General features: G+C 68.3%; 16 protein-coding genes and 2 pseudogenes. 9 read left to right on the top strand and 9 right to left on the bottom strand.

Annotation, left to right across the window (positions count from 1 at the left end; genetic code table 11):
- Both OID54_RS28100 and OID54_RS28095 read right to left on the bottom strand, forming a co-directional pair.
- Positions 1–1,395 carry a sensor histidine kinase gene (locus OID54_RS28100; RefSeq protein ID WP_329023945.1) on the bottom strand — a complete coding sequence of 465 codons (1,395 nt, stop codon included), beginning with the start codon at positions 1,393–1,395 and terminating at the stop codon, positions 1–3.
- Between the two features lie 14 nt (positions 1,396–1,409).
- Positions 1,410–2,114: a response regulator transcription factor gene (locus OID54_RS28095; RefSeq protein WP_329023943.1), complete on the bottom strand. Its 705-nt coding sequence runs from the start codon at positions 2,112–2,114 to the stop codon at positions 1,410–1,412.
- Between the two features lie 295 nt (positions 2,115–2,409).
- On the opposite strand from OID54_RS28095, the gene OID54_RS28090 reads away from it, so the two are divergent.
- From OID54_RS28090 to OID54_RS28060, 8 genes are all read left to right on the top strand, one after another.
- Complete coding sequence (locus tag OID54_RS28090) at positions 2,410–3,195, top strand: amino acid ABC transporter ATP-binding protein (RefSeq protein WP_384644148.1); 786 nt, start codon at positions 2,410–2,412, stop codon at positions 3,193–3,195.
- A 57-nt stretch (positions 3,196–3,252) separates the two neighbouring features.
- A complete protein-coding gene (locus OID54_RS28085) occupies positions 3,253–4,077 on the top strand; it encodes a glutamate ABC transporter substrate-binding protein (protein ID WP_329023941.1) in 825 nt (274 codons plus the stop codon).
- 74 nt (positions 4,078–4,151) lie between these two features.
- Complete coding sequence (locus OID54_RS28080; protein ID WP_329023939.1) at positions 4,152–4,826, top strand: amino acid ABC transporter permease; 675 nt, start codon at positions 4,152–4,154, stop codon at positions 4,824–4,826.
- Complete coding sequence (locus OID54_RS28075) at positions 4,823–5,704, top strand: amino acid ABC transporter permease (protein WP_329023938.1); 882 nt, start codon at positions 4,823–4,825, stop codon at positions 5,702–5,704. Before OID54_RS28080 ends, OID54_RS28075 begins: the two co-directional genes overlap by 4 nt.
- A 354-nt stretch (positions 5,705–6,058) precedes the next feature.
- Positions 6,059–7,654 carry an FAD-dependent monooxygenase gene (locus tag OID54_RS28070; RefSeq protein WP_329023936.1) on the top strand — a complete coding sequence of 532 codons (1,596 nt, stop codon included), beginning with the start codon at positions 6,059–6,061 and terminating at the stop codon, positions 7,652–7,654.
- A gap of 32 nt (positions 7,655–7,686) precedes the next feature.
- Complete coding sequence (locus tag OID54_RS39275; protein ID WP_358879010.1) at positions 7,687–7,773, top strand: putative leader peptide; 87 nt, start codon at positions 7,687–7,689, stop codon at positions 7,771–7,773.
- 299 nt (positions 7,774–8,072) lie between these two features.
- Positions 8,073–8,618: a cysteine dioxygenase gene (locus OID54_RS28065; protein WP_329023934.1), complete on the top strand. Its 546-nt coding sequence runs from the start codon at positions 8,073–8,075 to the stop codon at positions 8,616–8,618.
- Positions 8,615–9,001, top strand: a complete 387-nt coding sequence (locus OID54_RS28060; RefSeq protein ID WP_329023933.1) for a rhodanese-like domain-containing protein — start codon at positions 8,615–8,617, stop codon at positions 8,999–9,001. The genes OID54_RS28065 and OID54_RS28060 overlap by 4 nt, the downstream gene beginning before the upstream one ends.
- 402 nt (positions 9,002–9,403) lie before the next feature.
- Here OID54_RS28060 and recX read toward each other — a convergent pair.
- The 4 genes and pseudogenes from recX to OID54_RS28040 form a co-directional block, all read right to left on the bottom strand.
- A pseudogene (gene recX / locus OID54_RS28055) lies at positions 9,404–10,054 on the bottom strand (recombination regulator RecX); the annotation flags it as partial.
- A complete protein-coding gene (gene recA / locus OID54_RS28050; protein WP_329023930.1) occupies positions 10,015–11,148 on the bottom strand; it encodes a recombinase RecA in 1,134 nt (377 codons plus the stop codon). The gene recA and the pseudogene recX, both read right to left, overlap by 40 nt.
- Positions 11,149–11,449: 301 nt before the next feature.
- Positions 11,450–12,619: an AI-2E family transporter gene (locus OID54_RS28045; protein ID WP_329027834.1), complete on the bottom strand. Its 1,170-nt coding sequence runs from the start codon at positions 12,617–12,619 to the stop codon at positions 11,450–11,452.
- A 518-nt stretch (positions 12,620–13,137) separates the two neighbouring features.
- Positions 13,138–13,332, bottom strand: coding sequence for a DUF3046 domain-containing protein (locus OID54_RS28040; RefSeq protein ID WP_329023927.1), 195 nt, complete (start codon positions 13,330–13,332; stop codon positions 13,138–13,140).
- A gap of 78 nt (positions 13,333–13,410) precedes the next feature.
- Here OID54_RS28040 and OID54_RS28035 point away from each other — a divergent pair, with 78 nt between their 5' ends.
- On the top strand, positions 13,411–14,346 hold the full coding sequence (locus OID54_RS28035; RefSeq protein ID WP_329023926.1) for a hypothetical protein: 936 nt from the start codon (positions 13,411–13,413) through the stop codon (positions 14,344–14,346).
- A 33-nt stretch (positions 14,347–14,379) separates the two neighbouring features.
- Here OID54_RS28035 and OID54_RS28030 read toward each other — a convergent pair whose 3' ends face one another.
- The 3 genes and pseudogenes from OID54_RS28030 to OID54_RS28020 form a co-directional block, all read right to left on the bottom strand.
- Positions 14,380–14,688 (bottom strand): AzlD domain-containing protein, encoded by a 309-nt coding sequence (locus OID54_RS28030; protein ID WP_329023924.1) that lies wholly within the window; start codon positions 14,686–14,688, stop codon positions 14,380–14,382.
- Between the two features lie 296 nt (positions 14,689–14,984).
- Positions 14,985–15,728, bottom strand: a pseudogene (locus tag OID54_RS28025) (AzlC family ABC transporter permease); the annotation flags it as partial.
- A 10-nt stretch (positions 15,729–15,738) separates the two neighbouring features.
- Positions 15,739–16,617, bottom strand: a complete 879-nt coding sequence (locus tag OID54_RS28020) for an AraC family transcriptional regulator (protein WP_329023922.1) — start codon at positions 16,615–16,617, stop codon at positions 15,739–15,741.
- Positions 16,618–16,903 lie beyond the last annotated feature (286 nt).

Raw genomic sequence — 16,903 nt, 5'->3', positions numbered from 1 at the left:
TCAGGACGCGGCCGGAGGGGTACGCGGCAGACTCACCGTGACCTGGAGGCCGTGGGGCCGGTGGTGGGCGTAGGCGATCGTGGCACCGCCCGCCGAGAGCAGGGCGCGCGAGATGGAGAGCCCCAGCCCCGAGCCCTTGATGTTCTGGTGGCGGCCACTGCGCCAGAACCGGTCGCCGATGCGGGACAGTTCGTCATCGGTCAGCCCCGGGCCGTGGTCGACGACGGTGATCGTGGAGAGCTCCCCACGGGAGGAGACCGAAACGGTGACCTCTTCTCCGCGGGGGGTGAACTTGAGGGCGTTGTCGATCACGGCATCGAGGGCACTGGAGAGTGCGACCGGATCCGCCCAGGCGGTGACCGGTAGCAGGTGCCCGACCAGTCGGACCCCCTTGTCTTCGGCCAGTGGCCGCCAGGACCCGACCCTTTCGTCGGCGAGTTCGCCGATGTCGATGAGTTCCAGTGCGGCCGAGGTGTGCTCGGCAAGCGCCAGGTCCAACAAGTCGTCGAGCACCTGTGTGAGGCGCTTCCCCTCGGTGCGGACCGAGGCGATCTCGGCGTTTCCGTCCGGGAGTTCCAGCGCGAGGAGCTCGATCCTCAACAGCAGTGCGGCGAGCGGGTTGCGCAGTTGGTGTGAAGCGTCTGCGACGAACGCGCGCTGTTGCTCCAGCACCTCCTCGACATTGTCCGCCATCTCGTTGAAGGAGCGGGCAAGTCGCCGTAGTTCGGGCGGTCCGCTGGCCGCCGCCACCCGGGAGTTGAGCTGCCCCGTGGCGATGTCGTGGGTGGCCGCGTCCAACACACGGACGGGACGCAGCACCCACCCGGTGAGACGGAAGGCCGCGCCGACGGCGAGGAGCATCGCCGCGCTCTCCCCCGCGGCTATCAGCAGCCACCCCGTGAGCACGCGGGACCGCAGTTGCCCGGTCGGTGAGTCGGTGTAGACGACGGCGACCACGTCACCGTCGCGGACGACGGGGGAGGCGACCAGGAGCCGACCGTCCTCCTGCCAGGGCCAGACCTGTGGCGGGTCCTGGCTGCGACGGCCCGAAAGTGCCTCTCGGAACGCCCGCTGCCCCTCTCCCTCCGGGGGGATGGCCATGCCCTCGGGTGCATGTGCCATCGACTTCCCGCTACGGAAGAAGACACCGACGTCGATGTTGTAGGTGCTGTAGTACCGGTTGAGCTGGTCGCGCAGGGTGGTGAGCCGCTCGTCCGAGTCGGAGGAGTCGGTGACGAACTGGGCGAGGGCCGCGAACCGCACGGTGTCGTCGATCCGGTCGACCACCACCCGTTGTTGCTGTGCCGCGGCGAGGCTCACGGCGAGCGGAAAGCCGAGCGCGAGGAGCACGCCGGCCATCAGGACGATGAGGAGCGGAAGGAGTCGGGTGCGCACGGGACGTCAGGGTGTCATGCGGCGGGCGGAACGAGTCGGTAGCCGACGCCCCGGACCGTCTCGATCAGGGCGGGCATCCGCAGTTTGGACCGCAGGGACGCCACGTGCACCTCCAGGGTCCGCCCGGTCCCCTCCCAACTGGTCCGCCAGACCTCGCTGATGATCTGCTCGCGCCGAAAGACGATGCCAGGGCGCTGGGCGAGCAGTGCCAGCAGGTCGAACTCCTTGCGGGTCAGGGGCACTTCCGTGCCCTCGACGCTGACCCGGCGGGTGGACAACTCGATGGTGACGGTGCCGAGGCACAGCGCGTCGTCGGTGGCCGAGGCCCCGGTCTCGTCGGCACCCGTGGAACGGCGGCTGACGGCGTGGATGCGTGCGAGCAGTTCCCCGGTGTCGTACGGCTTGACGACGTAGTCGTCGGCGCCGAGGTTGAGGCCGTGGATACGAGAGCGCACGTCGGAGCGCGCGGTGACCATGATCACCGGTGTGGAGGTGAGCTTGCGGAGCTTTCCGCACACCTGGTAGCCGTCCTGGTCGGGCAGACCGAGGTCGAGGAGGACCACATCGAAGGTGGGCTTGCCCGGGTGGGTGTCCGGAAGGACGGCGCGCAGGGCCTCCTCGCCGTTGCGTGCGTGGACCACGTCGAATCCATGGCGGGCAAGCACTGCTGACAGCGCGGCGGCGACGTGATTGTCGTCCTCGACGAGCAACAGCCTCATGGCCGCCCTTCGGTCGTACGGTCGGTGGTCCGGTCGGTCACGAACCGGTGGGTCGCTGGTTCCTCACGGGGCGACGGGTGTACCAGGGCATCAAGACCGATGCCCGGGGGACAGTCAAGGGGCTTCCCCGCGACCGTCGATTTCCGTTATGCACCCGGTACGCCGGGCGCCGCTGCGTTCACCGATAGTGTCCACCTGAAGCCGGATCGTTATCCTCAATTTCCGCTCAGATGTAATGACGCTGGTCGCACCACCTCACTACTGTCCTCCCAACCGAGGAGGACGGAGCAAGGCCGTGAGCGGAGTATCAGTCACCAAGGGGGCCGAGGACGCCGTCCCGGCAGCGGGTGACCTGGTCGTGCTGAGTCAAGTCAACAAGCACTTCGGCGCGCTGCATGTGCTCCAGGACATCGATCTGACGATCACCAGGGGCGAGGTCGTGGTCGTCATCGGACCTTCGGGGTCCGGCAAGTCCACGTTGTGCCGCACCATCAATCGCCTGGAGACCATCGACTCGGGGTCGATCGCCATCGACGGCAAGCCGCTGCCCCAGGAGGGCAGGGAGCTGGCCCGGCTGCGAGCCGATGTGGGCATGGTGTTCCAGTCGTTCAACCTCTTCGCGCACAAGACGGTGTTGGAGAACGTGACGCTGGGTCAGGTCAAGGTTCGACGTACGGAGAAGAAGGCGGCCGAGAAGAAGGCGCGCGCCCTTCTCGACCGGGTCGGCGTGGGTTCCCAGGCCGACAAGTACCCGGCGCAACTGTCGGGCGGTCAGCAGCAGCGAGTGGCGATCGCGCGAGCGCTGGCGATGGACCCCAAGGTCATCCTCTTCGACGAGCCCACTTCGGCGCTCGACCCCGAGATGATCAACGAGGTGCTGGAAGTGATGCAGCAACTCGCTCGGGACGGAATGACGATGGTCGTCGTCACCCACGAGATGGGATTCGCCCGCTCCGCGGCCAACCGTGTGGTCTTCATGGCCGACGGCAAGATCGTTGAGGAAGCCGCCCCCGAAGCGTTCTTCAGCAATCCGCGGAGCGACCGGGCCAAGGACTTCCTGTCGAAGATCCTGCACCACTGACGTCGTAGCACCACACCCCCGACGACCGACGAATCATGACGTAAAGGGATGTTCATCATGAAGCTCCGCAAAACTTCTGCGGCCATTGCCACGGGTCTCGTCCTTTCGCTCACCCTCACCGCGTGCGGCGGTGACAGCGACGACAAGGGCGGCGGCAAGATCAGCATCGGTATCAAGTTCGACCAGCCCGGTGTGGGGCTGAAGACTCCCGATGGCAAGTACGTCGGCTTCGACGTGGACGTCGCCACCTACGTCGCCAAGGAACTCGGCTACGACGCCAAGGACATCGTCTGGAAGCAGACGCCGAGCGCCCAGCGCGAGACCATGATCGCCAACGGCGATGTCAAGTTCATCGCCGCGAGCTACTCGATCAACGACAAGCGCAAGGCAAAGGTCTCCTTCGCCGGCCCGTACTTCCTGGCCCACCAGGACCTGCTGGTCCGCTCGGACGAGACCTCCATCACCGAACCGAGCAGCCTCAACAGCAAGAACCTCTGCTCGGTGGTCGGTTCGACCTCTGCACAGAACGTCAAGGAGAAGCTGGCCCCCAAGGCGAACCTTCAGGAGCAGGGCGGCTACTCCGAGTGTCTGACGGGCCTGGAGAACAAGGCCGTTGACGCGCTGACCACGGACGACTCCATCCTCGCCGGTTTCGCGGCCCAGAAGGAGCACCAGGGCAAGTTCAAGCTGGTGGGCCTGAGGCTGAGCGACGAGCGGTACGGCATCGGCCTGAAGAAGGGCGACACCAAGCTCCAGGGGGACATCAACAAGGCCCTGGAGAAGATGAAGTCGGACGGTTCGTGGGAGAAGTTCGTCAAGGCCAACTTCGGCCCCGCGAACTACAAGTACGAGCCCGCGCCGGACATCACCGAAAAGGGCTGAGCCAGCGCTGACGTGCCACCGGCCGGTGCCGGTGGCACGCGCCACGATCCAACCAGGAGAGATCGCGGGTCAACGTGTTCGACTTCCTTGATTCCGGGCAGTACGACCTGCTCGAAGCGTTCTGGGTGACGGTGCAGCTCACCGTCTACTCAGCCATAGGTTCCCTGATATGGGGAACCCTGCTGGCCGCCATGCGGGTGGGCCCCGTACCGATGATGCGGGCCTTCGGGACCGGCTACGTCAACGTGGTCCGCAACACTCCGCTGACCGTGGTCATCGTCGCCTGCTCCCTCGCCCTCCACCAGACGTTGGGGGTGTCGCTCGGCTCGGAGGACTTCAAGGACATCGGTTTTCGGCTGGCCGTGCTCGGTCTGGTCGCCTACACCGGCACCTTCGTCTGTGAAGCGCTGCGCTCCGGCATCAACACGGTTCCCGTCGGCCAGGCGGAAGCCGCCCGGGCACTGGGGCTCAGCTTCTCCCAGGTGCTGACCCTGATCGTGCTCCCCCAGGCGTTCCGCTCGGTGGTCGCGCCGCTGGCCAACGTCCTCATCGCCCTCACCAAGAACACCACGGTGGCCGCGGCGATCGGAGTGGCGGAAGCCTCGCTGCTGATGAAGGAAATGATCGAGAACGAATCCGACGCGATCTTCGCCGTCTTCTCGATCTTCGCCTTCGGCTTCATCGTTCTGACCCTGCCCACGGGCCTGCTGCTCGGCTGGGTGGCCAAGCGTGTGGCGGTGAAACGATGACATCAGTCCTGTACGACGCCCCCGGCCCCCGGGCCAAGCGTCGCAACATGCTCTACACGATCGGCTTCTTCGTCGTCCTCGGGGCCTTGGCGTGGTGGGTACTGACCACCATGGCCGACAAGAACCAACTGGCGGCAGAGAAGTGGAGTCCCTTCGTCAAGGACTCCAACGTATGGACCACCTTCCTGCTCCCCGGTCTGTGGGAAACGGTGAAGGCAGCCGGCCTCGCGGTGGCGATCGCGCTCCCGCTCGGCGCGGTGCTCGGCATCGGCCGACTCTCCGACCACGTCTGGGTGCGGGTGCCCGTCGGCGCCGTGGTCGAGTTCTTCAGGGCCATCCCGGTCCTGATGCTGATGCTGTTCTCGTTCTCCGCCCTCGCCCAGTTCACCGACATCGAATCGGAGATCCGGCCGCTGTACGCCGTGGTCACCGGACTGGTCCTCTACAACGCCTCGGTGATCGCCGAGGTCGTCCGGGCAGGCATCCTCTCCCTGCCCAGCGGTCAGACCGACGCGGCCAAGGCGATCGGCATGACCAAGAGCCAGACGATGACGTTCGTCCTGCTGCCGCAGGCCGTCACCGCAATGCTGCCGGCGCTGGTCAGCCAACTGGTCGTCATCGTCAAGGACACCGCGTTGGGCGGGGTGCTGCTGGGGCTGGGCGAGCTGCTGTTCCAAGCACGTCCGATCATGGCGAACTACGGCGCCAACACCATCGCAACCCTCGTAGTGATCTCCCTGATCTACATCGTCCTCAACTTCATCCTCACCAGCATCGCCGGGGCGCTGGAGCGCCATGCCCGGCGTGCGCCGAAGAGCACCGGGGCCGTCGTCGACATGAAGAAGGTCGACGCCGGAATCGGGGGCGGCGGAGCCTGAGGGCACGCCGTACAAGAGCAGGGGCGGTGGCACGGCGGTGCCACCGTCCCTTTTCGGCTGTCCGGGATGGATCCGGAGATTTCGCCCCTCGGATGTCCCTGTTCAAGGGTCCCCCGGCTCCTGGCACCACCGGATCGGGCGCCGCCATCGGACCCGGTCGAACCCCGGGGCCCTCGGGGAAGGTGAGCCCCCCGGGACCAGTCTTCCGCCGCCGGGTGGTTCAGTGTCCGCCATGTCGCTCATGGGTCACTTGACGCAGGCACCCCCAATGGGTTGCATACGTTCTGTGATCACGCACCGGGCTCCCACCACGCTTTCCGGCCTGCCGTCCCTACGAGCCACGGGAGCCACTTCGTGGACCCGGTGATCGTCGTCGGCGCCGGCCCGGTCGGTCTGGCGCTCTCACTCGCTCTCGCGCACCAGAACGTCCCCTCCATCGTGCTCGACGAGAGCAACGGCAAGGAGGAGCCCCGCCCTGCCCGTACGGCAGTGCTGCGCCCCGACACCGCTGCCATGATCGAACGACTGGACTGCGCAACGGTCCGTGACGAAGGGACGCGCTGGGTCGGCTGGCGTTCACTCCGACGCAAGCAGGAGGTACGCCATGTGCCGCTGGGCGACGAATCCTCCCCCGCGCCGCTCCACATTCCCCAACACGCCCTCGCCCGCGGTCTGAGGGACGCCATCGCCGCACGTGACGAGATCACGCTCGTCACCGAGAGTCGCGTGGACTCGCTCGAACAGGACGCCGCGGGCGTCACCGTCCACACCAGGGGGCCGGAGTCGACCTGGTGGCGCGGCAGCCATGTGGTGGGCTGCGACGGCGCGCGCTCCACGGTCCGCAAACTGCTCGGCATCCGCTTCCCCGGGCGCACGGCGGTGGAACGCCACGCAGTCGCCACACTGCGCGCCGAACTGCCCTGGCCCGACGAGGCGTTGCTGCACCGCTCACCGCCGTGGCGCACCGGCGGCGATGAGATCACGGCACGCCCCCTGCCGGACGACGTCTGGCGGCTCGATTGGCTCCTGCCGTCACAGAGCGAACTGGTCACCCCCGACGCCCTGGTGACACGGATTCGTGACACCCTCGCGGGCTGGTGCGGCCAGACCCCACCGTACGAACTGATCGACACCGGCGTGCACACGATCCATCACCGGTTGGCCTGGCGCTGGCGGGTGGACCGGGCGTTCCTCGCCGGCGACGCGGCCCACCTGCTGGGTGCACTGGGCACCGGAAGTCTCGACGAGGGGCTGCGCGACGCCGACAACCTGGCCTGGAAGCTGGCGCACGCCTGGCACCACGGGTCCGGCGAACTGCTCCTCGACAGTTACCAGGCGGAACGTCGGACCTCGGTCGCCGGCCGACTGCGCGCCGCCGACCAGGTGCTGCCGATACTGCGCGGTGGAGGTGCACTGCGCGCCTATCTGCCGGGCACCGCCCGAGGTCATGACGTCCTGCTCACCGACGGCCACCTCGGACAGGGCCCGCTCGGAGCGGCCCCCGTCTATCGGCACTCACCGCTCGGCGCCGGCCATGTGCCCCAGCAGGTCCCGGTGGGTACAGAGGCGGGAGCCCCCGTCTCCGACGTACGGGTGACCGCACCGGACGGGACGGGCGCACGCCTCAGGGACCGGCTGGGCCGAGGGAAGCTCCTGGTGGTGCTCGTGGCCCCCGGAACCGGGGTGTGGGACCGGCGCCACTGGCAGAGCGCGGGAGTGATGCCACGGTTGGCCGCAGCGGTGAGCGCGCTGCCCGTACGGGCGGAGCTACTGGTCACGGAGTGCTATCCGGGAGCCTCTGCACACACGGTGCTGTTGGTACGCCCGGACGGACATCTGGTCGCCACCTTCGCAGGGGTACGCCCCGCGGAGCTGTACGCAGCGGCAGACGCCGTACGAGGGGGTACGCCGGAGGCGGCACACAGCGACCGCACCGCGGACGTCAATTGACCCTCAGGAGTCGACATGGTGTACTCCGGAGCGTGACCGACACCGATGTGCACCTGTGGCGGAGGGTCCATATGGACCTGCTCCGTTACGCGGGCTGCGTGTGTCGACCGTCCTGCTGATTTCGCCTTTTCTTCTGCGCGCCCGGCTCCAGTGACACCGGGCGCCCTCCAGCGAACATCCAGGACGGTTTTCCGTGTCCCAGTCTGCTCGACCCCTGTCCGCGTCCCTTCCGGCAGGGGTAACCCCCCGTACGTCCACGGCAGCGGACGTCTCCGAGGCGCCTGCTTCCGGCGCTTCCTCGTCTCTTGCGGCCTCCGCCCTCCCCCCGTCGGTCCCATCCCATCCGCCCGGTGCTCCCCTACCGACCACTGCACTGCTGGCGGCTCCTGCAACTCCAGCGGCAGCGACGTCTGACGGTGTGTCGGATGGCGCTGAGGCCGCGGCTGCGGGCTGGGGCAGAGAAAGGGGCGCGTCCCCGACAACCGCCGAGCTGCTGGACTTCGTCCGGCAGACCGCTGCGGACCCCGAGGCGATCGCCTCCCTGCCACTGGATCCCGAGGGTCGTACCTGGGTGCGACTGGACGGGCCGCGCGGCAGCGAGGCATGGCTGATCGGCTGGCCTCCCGGAACCGGCACCGGATGGCACGACCACGCGGAGTCGATCGGCGCCTTCGCCACCGCAGCGGGCAAGTTGACGGAGAACGCACTGGCCGTACGGCTGCCTGCCAGCGGTTGGAAGACCTTGGAGCTGCGCGAAGGGGTGGATCGTCAGCGGCAACTGGGAGTGGGGCAGGGTCGAGCCTTCGGACAGCACCATGTGCACGAGGTCCTCAATGTGTCGAGCACGGACCATGCCATCTCCGTGCACGCCTACTATCCGCCGCTTCCCCTGATCCGGCGCTTCAGCCGATCCGGCGCCGTCCTGCGGTTGGAGCAGGTGGAGCGATCGCAGGAGTGGCAATGACCGAGCCCGTGGGAATCGATGAACTCCTGGAACGGATTCGCACCGAACTGGATCGGGTGGAGCCGCAGCGCGCCTTCGTCGAGGCTGGCGAAGGCGCCCTGCTGGTCGACATCCGCTACGCCGCCCTGCGTGAGCGGGACGGCCTGATCCCCGGTGCACTGGTCGTGGAGCGCAATGAACTGGAGTGGCGATTGGACCCCCAGGGCAGCCACCGAGCGCCGGAAGCGGTCAGCCACGACCTTCGCATCGTGGTGGTCTGCAATGAGGGGTACGCCTCCTCCCTGGCCGCGGTCTCGTTGCGTCAGTTGGGTCTCCACCGGGCGACCGATCTGATCGGCGGATTCCAGGCGTGGCGGTCAGCGGGCTTGCCGGTGGAGAGGTAGGAAGCGCGGTCGAGCCCAGGAGCGTGCTCGGACACGCCCTGGGTCCTGTCCACGAAAGCTACACACCGAGATACATGGGGCGGGCCCTTGCCGCCCTTGGTGTGCGCGTCTCCTCCCCGTGGTCGGGTCGGGGTGGATAGCCCCCTGAGAGTTCTGAGAAACCTGAGATCTCTAAGAGCTTTAAGAACACTCAAAACCCTGAGACTTCTGAGAACCCTGCGGATCTGCCGCTGAGGTGGGCCCGGACGTACCGACGGCCGGCGAGTCGGGTCATGGCTTCGATTCGATGAGCCCGCCAGGGCCGAGCCGGTGCGGCGAATTCCCAGGGGCCGGCCCTCCCCCACGAGCCGTTCGATCGACGAACGAGCTCCCCGCCCACCCGGGCACGGTGGGCACCGGCGCTCAGCCGTCCTCCCGGAGCTCCTCCAGGTCCCCCGGTGCATCCATCTCTTCCATGGATTCGCCCTCTTCCTCCAGCGCCTGTCTCACCACGCGAAGTGCCACCCCCTCCCCGTACCCCTTGCGGGCCAGCATTCCCGCCAGCCGACGGATCCGCCGGTCGCGATCGATTCCTCGGGTCGAGCGCAGCCGGCGGGCCACCAGCTCGCGTGCGGTCTCCTCTTCCCGCTCGGGGTCGAGTTGGCCCACGGCCTCGTCGATCAGTGCGGGCTCCACTCCTTTGGTCCGCAATTCCCGGGCCAGCGCGCGCCGGGCGAGGCCCCGGCCGTGGTGCCGGGACTCCACCCATGCGTCCGCGAAGGCCGCGTCATTGATCAGCCCCACTTCCTCGAACCGGGACAGCACCTCATCGGCCACTTCCTGGGGGATCTCCCGCTTCTCCAACGCGTCCGCGAGCTGCTTGCGGGTGCGTGGGGTCCCGGTGAGCAGGCGCAGACAGATCGACCGCGCCCGCTCGGCCGGATCCTGGGGTGGCAGCCCCGCCTCGGCCCTCGACGAGTCCGAGCCGCCACCCTGCCCTTTGGTCCGCCTCTTCGATGGGAAAGGCATGGCGGCTAGCTCTTGGCTGCTGCCACCGTCTTGGCCGTCTTGGCCTTGGTGGCGGGCGCGGGCACGGACTTCGCGGCCTCATCGGCCGGGGTCTCCGTCCCTGTTGCATCCGGGCCGGGCTGGGCCGCCTCAGCTGCCGCGGGACGAACGCCGACCCCCAGTTTGTCCTTGATCTTCTTCTCGATCTCATCGGCGAGATCGGGGTTGTCCTTCAGGAAGTTCCGGGCGTTCTCCTTGCCCTGACCGAGCTGGTCGCCCTCGTACGTGTACCAAGCGCCGGCCTTGCGGACGAAGCCGTGCTCCACGCCCATGTCGATCAGCCCGCCCTCACGGCTGATCCCGTGCCCGTACAGGATGTCGAACTCCGCCTGCTTGAAGGGCGGCGCGACCTTGTTCTTGACGACCTTGACGCGGGTGCGGTTGCCCACCGCGTCCGTGCCGTCCTTGAGGGTCTCGATTCGGCGGATGTCGAGCCGGACCGAAGCGTAGAACTTCAGCGCGCGACCACCGGTCGTGGTCTCCGGCGAGCCGAACATCACACCGATCTTCTCGCGCAGCTGGTTAATGAAGATCGCTGTCGTCTTCGACTGGTTCAGCGCACTGGTGATCTTGCGGAGGGCCTGGCTCATCAGACGGGCCTGGAGGCCGACGTGCGAGTCGCCCATCTCGCCCTCGATCTCCGCCCGCGGCACCAGGGCCGCCACGGAGTCGATCACGATCAGGTCGATTGCGCCCGAGCGCACGAGCATGTCGACGATCTCCAGTGCCTGCTCGCCGTTGTCCGGCTGGGACAGGAGGAGGTTGTCGATGTCGACGCCCAGCTTCTTCGCGTACTCAGGGTCAAGGGCGTGCTCGGCGTCCACAAAGGCCACCGCACCGCCCGCCTTCTGCGCATTGGCCACGGCGTGCAGGGTCAAGGTCGTCTTGCCGGAGGACTCCGGGCCGTACACCTCGATGACACGGCCGCGCGGCAGTCCGCCCACGCCGAGCGCCACATCGAGTGCCGTCGATCCGGTGGGGATGACCTCGATGGGTTCATTGGGGCGCTCGCCCAGGCGCATCACCGCACCCTTACCGAACTGTCGTTCAATCTGTGCGAGCGCGGCTTCAAGAGCCTTCTCGCGGTCGGTTCCTGCCATGGGTTCCACCCGATTTGCTTGTGTCGATCGCTTCACGTCAATGACGCTAACCCCTGCCACTGACAATGGGGCCCGACGTCCCGCCGGCCTGTGGATAACTCCACGTGAATCAGGGGCCGGAAACCCCATGAGAAAGGATGTTCGATTTCAGTGTCAAGCGCACCGCCCGGCGCGTCGGACGTCCGGCGCCCCTGACCCTCGTCCCCGCGTCCGGCTCCGAAAACGCCTGATGCCCGACACCCGACATCAGGCATCAGGCATCAGGCATCAGGCATCAGGCATCAGGCATCAGGCGAGATGGTCAGTTCCGACCAGGAGCCACCGAGGGCTCAGCCACGGTCGCGGCCTCAGCCTCATCGGGGGCCGCCCTCACCACCCGTGCGCGAATCCGCTGGAGGACCCCACCGGCTCCACGCTTGTGGTGCCCTTGCACCCGTGGGTCGTCGGTCACGTCGTACCTCCTCACATAGGCACCGAGGAACGCCTGGAGCGTGGCCACCGCCGGGATGGCGATCAGTGCGCCCACGGCGCCCAGCAGCGCCGTACCGGCGATGACCGAGCCGAAGGCCACGGCGGGGTGGATGTCCACCGTCCGGGCCGTGAGCTTGGGCTGGAGGACGTAGTTCTCGAACTGCTGGTAGACCACGACGAATCCGAGGACCCACACCGCGTACCAGGGATTCACCGTGAAGGCGATCAGCATGGGCAGCGCCCCGGCCAGATAGGTGCCGATCGTCGGGATGAACTGCGAGACCAGCCCGACCCAGACCGCCAGCGCCGGCGCGTAGGGGACGCCGAGGATCTCCAACAGCACGTAGTGCGAGAATCCCGAGACGAGCGCCATCAGACCGCGCGAGTAGAGGTAGCCGCCCGTCTTGTCGACGGCGATCTCCCAGGCGCGGAGCACCTCGGTCTGCTTGGCCGGAGGCAGTACGGAGCACAGCCCCCGGCGCAGGCGTGGCCCGTCCGCCGCGAAGTAGAACGAGAAGAGGAAGATCGTCAGCAGCTTGAACAGCCCTCCGAGGACCGTCGCGGAGACGTCGAGCACCCCGCTCGCGCTGTTCTGGACGTACTTCCGCAGCCAGTCCGAGCGCAACAGGCTGTCCTGGACCTCGACTCGCGACAGTTCGGTGTGGAACGTCTGGTTGATCCAACTGATCACGGAGTCGAGGTACTTGGGGAAGTCCTCGACCATCGTGACGATCTGGTCGGCGAGCATCGAGCCGAGCAGGACGACGAATCCGATCCCCGCGGCCAGTACCCCGAAGAACACGAGGAAGGTCGCGAGCCCCCGACGCATTCCACGGGCCGCCATCCTGCCCACCGCGGGCTCGATGGCCAGGGCCAGGAAGAAGGCGATCAAAATGTTCATCAGCAGGCCGATGAGCTGGTGGAAGGCCCAACTGCCGAGCTGAAGGCAGGCGTAGAGCGTCAGCGCAAGCACCATGGCGCGGGGCAGCCAGCGGGGCATCCGTGCCGGGCCCGGCGACTCGGTCGGCGGGGCGGGCGGAGGCAGGCTCGGCGGAGGCGCGTCGTGCGCGGCGGGGCGGGATGCCGAGGGGGCTTCGGGTGGGCCCGCGTCCCCACGTCCCACGGCCGGGCCGGGTTCCGTACGCGTCGCGGTGGCACCTGAGGTGCCGCCCTGCCGGGGTACGCCTTGCTCGGTTCTGTCCTGATCGTTCTTGTCGGTCGTCGAAGCCACGGGGCAAGTGTCGCCTACGTGGCGTACTGCCCATGGATCGCCCGGAGGGAATGGGTTCGACCGGCAGTGACCACGGTGCGGACGCTCGGGCCGCAAAGGGGCCTATAACGCAAGAACGAGGTACGAAATTTCAGTACGTCCACTGGGAAGAGCTCCCGAGCGGTCCGCACGGAGCACGGCGTTCGTCTCGGTGTACCGGTGCCCGGTTGTTCGTTTCGGCGTTCGGCGTTCGGCGTTCGCGCCGAGGCGCCATACATCGGATCACCGCTGGTCAAAGACCCGCGGGGTCACCGCTTGTCGGAGGGCACCTGAACGGCCGAGCAGACCGCACGCCAGACATCCTTGGCCTCCCAGCCGGCGTCGAGCGCCTGGTGCACCGTACGGCCGCCCAGTTCGGCCATCACATGGTCCTGGGCGAAGGATTCGGCGTACGACGGGCCGAAGTGGTCCGCCATCCGCTCCCAGAAGTTCGTCAACCGCATGACTTAAGTATCCCGCTCCCGGGGTGCGGTCCGGCCCGTTCCGGATGCCGAAAGCCCTTTCCGTCCTACGGTCGAAGCATGGCTGGAACCGGACCGGACCCCCTGTACACCCCCCTGTCTTCGCGTGCCCGCGCCGAGCGCTTCATCTGGCTCACCGCGCGGGTCCTGGAACAGCGACGCTTCGAGTACCACTTTCTCCGTGGCGGCCCCGACGGCGTCGAGGCGGCGCTCACCGCTCATCTGAACGAGGACGGCGGATACGGCCACGCTCTGGAGCCGGATCTGCGCGGGCCGATCAGCCAGCCCCTGCACACGGCACACGCCCTGTACATCCTGGACTCCATCGGCAGGTGCGGCGGGCTGCGAGTGGAACGGATGTGCCGCTACTTCACCGAGGTGTCGACCGCCGAAGGGGCGCTCCCGGCGGTCCACCCGGCGCAGCGCGGCTATCCGGCGGCGCCCTTCATCCCGGTCGTGGACGATCCTCCGGGGGAACTTCTGGCAACGGGCCCGGTCGTCGGTCTGCTGCACCGCAACCGGGTCTGGCACGCCTGGCTGTTTCGAGCCACGGACTTCTGTTGGGCGGCGGTCGAGGGGCTGACGCGGTCCCATCCGTACGAGATCGAAGCCGCGGTCGCGTTCCTCGACGGGGTGCCGGACCGTTCACGGGCCGAGGCAGTGGCCGACCGGCTCGGGCGGCTGGTGCGCGAGCGGCAATGGGCCGTCCTCGACCCGGAGCGGATCGAGGACTACCCGGTGGCCGACGGCTACGCCCCCGGTGAGCACCACTTCCCGCACGACTACGCACGCACCCCGGGTTCGCTGGCGCGGCGCTGGTTCACGGACGAGGAGATGGCTCGTTCGCTGAACCACCTGGAACGCTCCCAGGAGGATGACGGCGGCTGGCCGATCACCTGGCGGTCATGGGCACCAGCGGCGGCTCTGGAGGCCCGGCCCCGGGTGACCATCGAGGCGCTGCGGACGCTGAGCGCCCATGGGAGGCGCATCGACTGACGTGCCGTCCTCGGCAACGCCGGCCGATGGAGGTCAGCCGCCGAGCGCCCGTACCCCTGCGGTGACGACCACGGCCGCCCCGACGACGACGAGGAACGGCGCCCGCAGCACCAGCGCCAGGGCTGCTGCGGCGACACCTGCGGCCCGGGCATCGAGCACGAGCGCGTGCCCCGCTCCGAAGGTCTGCTGAGCGGTGAGGGCGGCGAGCAGGGCGACGGGGAGGAGGGCAGCGAGCCGCTGCACCAGGGGGCGTTCCAGCGCCCCGGCTGGCACGAGCAGACCGGCCAGTTTCACCAGGTAGCAGCCGATGGCAGTGGCCGCGATCGCAATCCAGATGCTCATCGGTTCCCACCGTTCTCGTCGTCGGTACGGGGGATGTCTGCATCGGTTCTGGGCTCGGGCGGGTCCTGGGGTCCGGGATCAGAATCGGGATCGGGGTCAGCACCCGTCGTGGCTTCGGCTTCGGCTTCGGCTTCGGCTTCGGCTTCGGCTTCGGAGGAAACGGATGGGGCGCCTCCGTTGGCGTGCACCTCCGGAGCGTTGGCTTCCGTACCGGTGGGAGCAGGCGCCCCGGTGGCCGACGCTTCGGTGTCCGGCCCCGCCGCGGGGGTTTTGGGCACTGGACCGGCTCCTTGCGGCCCCAGGCTGCGGCCCTTGAGCCAGAGCACCGCGGGGGCGGCGAGCGCGGCCACCAGGACCGGCATCCCCGCGGGGAGCACGGGCAGAAGTCCGAGCCCGAGCAGGACCGCGAGCGCGGCCACCGCGCGCTCCGTCGCGGTGCGCAGCATGGGTGCGAGCAGGGCGAGAAAGACGGCGGGCCCGGCCGCGTCCAGCCCCCATGCATCGGTGTCTCCGATGGCCTCCGCCCCGAGCGCCCCGAGGAACGTGGTCAGGTTCCAGAGGACGTAGAGCGTCAGCCCGGTCACGGTGAAGCCGAGGCGTATCGATCGGCGGTCGGGCTGGGCGAGGGCCACGGCCACGGTCTCGTCGATCACCCAGTGCGCGGCGAAGGGGCGTACCGCCTTGGGCAGGGCGAGCAACTGGGACAGCCTGAGTCCGTAGAAGGCGTTGCGTACGCCGAGGAAGAAGGCACCGGCGGCAGCCGTGAGCGGGTTGCCACCTGCTGCGATGGCCCCGACCAGGGCGAACTGTGACGCCCCGGTGAAGACCAGCAGGCTGAGGGCACAGGTCTGTAGGAGGGTGAGCCCGGAGCCGGCCGAGGTCACACCGAAGGCGAAGCCCGACAGGCCCACGGCGATGCCCACACCGAGAGCATCACGAACGACCGCCGCATCGGGCTTGGACGTCGGCGCGGCGGCTGTGGCTGCCCGGGCATCGTTCCGGGGCGGGTCACTCTTCGGGTGAGCTGTCTGTTCTGGCACGTGGCGGACGTTACGCGAGGCTCCCACCAGCGTCTTGTACGTTCTTGCGTGCACTGGGGCGGCCGAGCCGCTCATGGCGGTAGGCGCCCGGGGGCACACCCACGATCCGGGTGAAGTGTCGGTTCAGATGGGGTTGATCGGTGAAGCCGACCTCGACGGCCGCCTCGGCGGGGGTTCTCCCCGCCTCCAGCAGACGGCGTGCGTTACGGACCCGGGCGTCGGTGAGCCAGGTGTGCGGCGGCATTCCGTAGGCCGACTTGAAGGCACGGAACAGGGCGAAGGGGCTGGTGCCGACCTCTTGTGCGAGTCGGTCGAGGGTGGGTGGTTCCGCCATCCGCTCCTCCAGGAGCGACCTGGCCCGGGCCGCGGTGTGCGCACCGGAATCCCGGGCGCTTCGGCTGGGCAGTCGACTCCCGTGCCGGCCGAGGAGACGGGCGACCACGATCCGCAGCAGGCTGTCGGCAGCGAGCGCATTGCCCGCCTCGGCGGCCAGGTGCACGTTCCGGATCAGTTCGGCGGTCTGCGGGTCCTGGACATGGGACTCGGCGAAGCCGGGGGTGCCCCGCAGGGTGGTCACCTCGTGCGCGATGGTGGAGACGAGTTCCACGGAGGGGTAGAGGGTGGTGTAGGTCCAGCCCTCGGGGACACCTGCGCGCGCCGCGTGCGGCACCTCGGGGTTGATCATCACCACCATGCCGGGGCGGACCGGAATCACTCCATCCGGCATGATCAGGTCCTCCACCCCACCGCTGACGGAGGCGACGGCGAACCCGTCGTGGCTATGGCGGGGGAAGGTGTGCCGGACATAGCGGGCATGCAGCAGATCAAGACCCGGCAGCTCCGCATACTGCCAGTGCCTCGCCCACTCAGGCGCCGTCCGATTCCCCATGTGCCCATTGTGCTGCGTACGACGGGGGGACGAGGTAATCCATTTGCCGGTCGGGTTACGTCCGCCCAGGTCAGGGGACTTCCACGCCGTCTTCCCAGGAGGAGCGGCCATGCCGTCGGTGGGTGCTGGCGCCGGTGGGTGCTGGCGCCGGTGGGTGCTGGCGCCGGTGGGTGCTGGCGTCAGTGAGTGCTGGCGCCGGTGGGTGCTGGCGTCAGTGGGTGCTGCTAAGTGGGGCGAGCCTGCGCGGGACGAGCACCGGAGCCCGCCCGTCCGCCACCCGGGCCGC

The organism is Streptomyces sp. NBC_00690, assembly GCF_036226685.1.
Taxonomy (GTDB): Bacteria; Actinomycetota; Actinomycetes; order Streptomycetales; family Streptomycetaceae; genus Streptomyces.
The sequence above is the reverse complement of the archived record's forward strand: the minus strand, read 5'-3'. Positions and strand labels throughout refer to the sequence as shown.

Bases quoted from the DNA above. Each gene is read 5' to 3' on its own strand.
- OID54_RS28095 (WP_329023943.1), bottom strand. From the start codon at position 2,114: ATGAGGCTGTTGCTCGTCGAGGACGACAATCACGTCGCCGCCGCGCTG.
- OID54_RS28085 (WP_329023941.1), top strand. From the start codon at position 3,253: ATGAAGCTCCGCAAAACTTCTGCGGCCATTGCCACGGGTCTCGTCCTT.
- OID54_RS28075 (WP_329023938.1), top strand. From the start codon at position 4,823: ATGACATCAGTCCTGTACGACGCCCCCGGCCCCCGGGCCAAGCGTCGC.
- OID54_RS28060 (WP_329023933.1), top strand. From the start codon at position 8,615: ATGACCGAGCCCGTGGGAATCGATGAACTCCTGGAACGGATTCGCACC.
- recA (WP_329023930.1), bottom strand. From the start codon at position 11,148: ATGGCAGGAACCGACCGCGAGAAGGCTCTTGAAGCCGCGCTCGCACAG.
- OID54_RS28045 (WP_329027834.1), bottom strand. From the start codon at position 12,619: ATGCCCCGCTGGCTGCCCCGCGCCATGGTGCTTGCGCTGACGCTCTAC.
- OID54_RS28040 (WP_329023927.1), bottom strand. From the start codon at position 13,332: ATGCGGTTGACGAACTTCTGGGAGCGGATGGCGGACCACTTCGGCCCG.
- OID54_RS28035 (WP_329023926.1), top strand. From the start codon at position 13,411: ATGGCTGGAACCGGACCGGACCCCCTGTACACCCCCCTGTCTTCGCGT.
- OID54_RS28030 (WP_329023924.1), bottom strand. From the start codon at position 14,688: ATGAGCATCTGGATTGCGATCGCGGCCACTGCCATCGGCTGCTACCTG.
- OID54_RS28020 (WP_329023922.1), bottom strand. From the start codon at position 16,617: ATGGGGAATCGGACGGCGCCTGAGTGGGCGAGGCACTGGCAGTATGCG.